Below are 2,000 nucleotides of genomic sequence, written 5' to 3' on the forward strand. Positions count from 1 at the left end.
GTTGAAGGCAAGGTGTTTAAAGTATTCCGTTGGTGTATTTTTGTTATCACAACTTGTTAGTGAAGCAAAATGATCAATCAAAAAATATTGATGCAGGGTCCCTTCAATAATTGTACTGGCAAGACTGGCAGGATAGCGGTAATTTACATTTACTTCACTAATCATTTGGCTCATTCTATTGACAAGCCTTTTGTAAATAACAAAATAGCCATCTTTGTTTTCCTGATCTACTTCTTTTGTTAAATAAGATTTAGAATATTCATTAATTACAATTTTATTAAGTAAAATTTCATTTATATGGGTAAAAGCCAAATCAATTTCTGTTGCTTGTGTCATAATTTCAATGGCTCTTGCAAGTTTTGTATTAGCATCAGGGATACTGTTTGTGGCAAAAACTAATTGATATTCTAGCCAACCCCAATACCAGGATGCCAGATAAAGTAATAGTTTATGCTTGTTTTCAAAATAGCGATATATGGAACTTTCGTTAGACCCGATTTTTTGACCTAACTTTCTGAATGTAAAGCTCTCGAAACCAATATCATTGATCATAAGAATACTTTCTTCAACAATTCGTTTACCCAGGTTTGAGGATTCCGGGTCCTTTAAAAATATTTTGTCATTAATTGTAATCCGCACAGAATGGAATAAACTTTCCATAAACTTTGATTTAAATATTGGGCAAATATAATAGTATTACTATCATAAACTAATAGTTTAACTATTTTTTAACGAAAGTATTACTATCTTATTGCTAGGAGCACCTTACAAATGACCATTCGTAAGTAATTCAATTCCGATTAATGCCATATCTTTATTAAAAAGATTACAACTAATGGAACCTCACAGATGTGGCTGGTGTTTGGGCGATAAATTATATGAAGCTTATCACGATGAAGAATGGGGCGTGCCTGTAAGGGATGATGCTACATTATTCGAATTCCTTGTGCTTGAAACATTTCAGGCCGGGTTAAGCTGGCTTACCATTCTTAAGAAACGTGAAAATTTCAGGAAAGCTTTTGATGGTTTTGATTATAAAAAAATTTCTACCTACAAACAAAATAAAATTGACGCTTTGCTGCAGGATGCCGGTATCATTCGCAACAAACTTAAAATTAAGGCTACCGTTACCAATGCCCGGGCATTTCTCGGGATACAGAAAGAATTTGGAAGTTTTAGCGCATATATCTGGGGTTTTGTAAATGATAAACCCATAAAAAATAGTTTTGTAGATTATAGGGATGCCCCGGCAAAAACATCACTTTCAGATACTTTGAGCAAGGACTTAAAGAAGCGTGGGTTTAAGTTTGTTGGAAGTACCGTGGTTTATGCCCATATGCAGGCAACAGGAATGGTAAATGATCATGAAGTAAATTGTTTTAGATATGAAGAAGTATAGATTTTTACTACTATTAATTATGGCCTTATTTCAGTTTTCAACAGGCCTCTCTCAAATAAAGGTTGAGCGCGAACATCGAATTAAAAAAAATCAATTCCCGGAAGCTGCGCATGATTTCATCAAAGAGAAGCTAAAGGATGCCAAAAGAATTCGTTTTTATAAAGAAACAGATACTACAAAAATTAGTTATGAAGCGAAGTTTAAAAAAGATAAATTACACTACAGTATTGAATTTGATCAATCAGGCAAACTTGAGGATATTGAAATTTTAATAAAGGAAATAGATGTCCCTGAGGATTCATGGTCAAAGATCACAACGTTCCTAAAAGAAAAGTTTGATAAGTATAAAATCAAGAAGATTCAGCAACAATATCCCGTTACCTCTGATGAACCTACCGAAACTACTTTAAATAATGCATTCCAAAATCTTTTGATTCCTACCTTAAATTATGAAATTATGGTTTGGGGTAAAATACAGGATAACCATGCCGACTTTGAAATACTATTCGGTGCGGAGGGAGGTTTTATTAAAATGAGGGAATCTCTTCCGGCCAACTATGATCATGTCCTTTATTAATAATTACAAACTATTAATAGGTTT

The 2,000-nt window shown here is 33.3% G+C and carries 3 protein-coding genes; 2 read left to right on the forward strand and 1 reads right to left on the reverse strand.

The window, feature by feature from the left end; genetic code table 11:
• Positions 1-660: TetR/AcrR family transcriptional regulator (locus tag WBN20_RS13420; protein WP_424282064.1), on the reverse strand; the 660-nt coding region annotated here is incomplete at its 3' end.
• Between the two features lie 175 nt (positions 661-835).
• Here WBN20_RS13420 and WBN20_RS13425 point away from each other — a divergent pair.
• Together WBN20_RS13425 and WBN20_RS13430 are read left to right on the forward strand one after the other, a co-directional pair.
• Entirely contained in the window at positions 836-1,399 is a 564-nt protein-coding gene (locus tag WBN20_RS13425) for a DNA-3-methyladenine glycosylase I (RefSeq protein ID WP_424282065.1), read from the forward strand.
• A complete protein-coding gene (locus tag WBN20_RS13430) occupies positions 1,386-1,976 on the forward strand; it encodes a hypothetical protein (RefSeq protein ID WP_424272288.1) in 591 nt (196 codons plus the stop codon). The genes WBN20_RS13425 and WBN20_RS13430 overlap by 14 nt, the downstream gene beginning before the upstream one ends.
• Positions 1,977-2,000: the final 24 nt, after the last annotated feature.

It is taken from the genome of Eudoraea sp. (genome assembly GCF_049665975.1).
GTDB lineage: Bacteria > Bacteroidota > Bacteroidia > Flavobacteriales > Flavobacteriaceae > Eudoraea.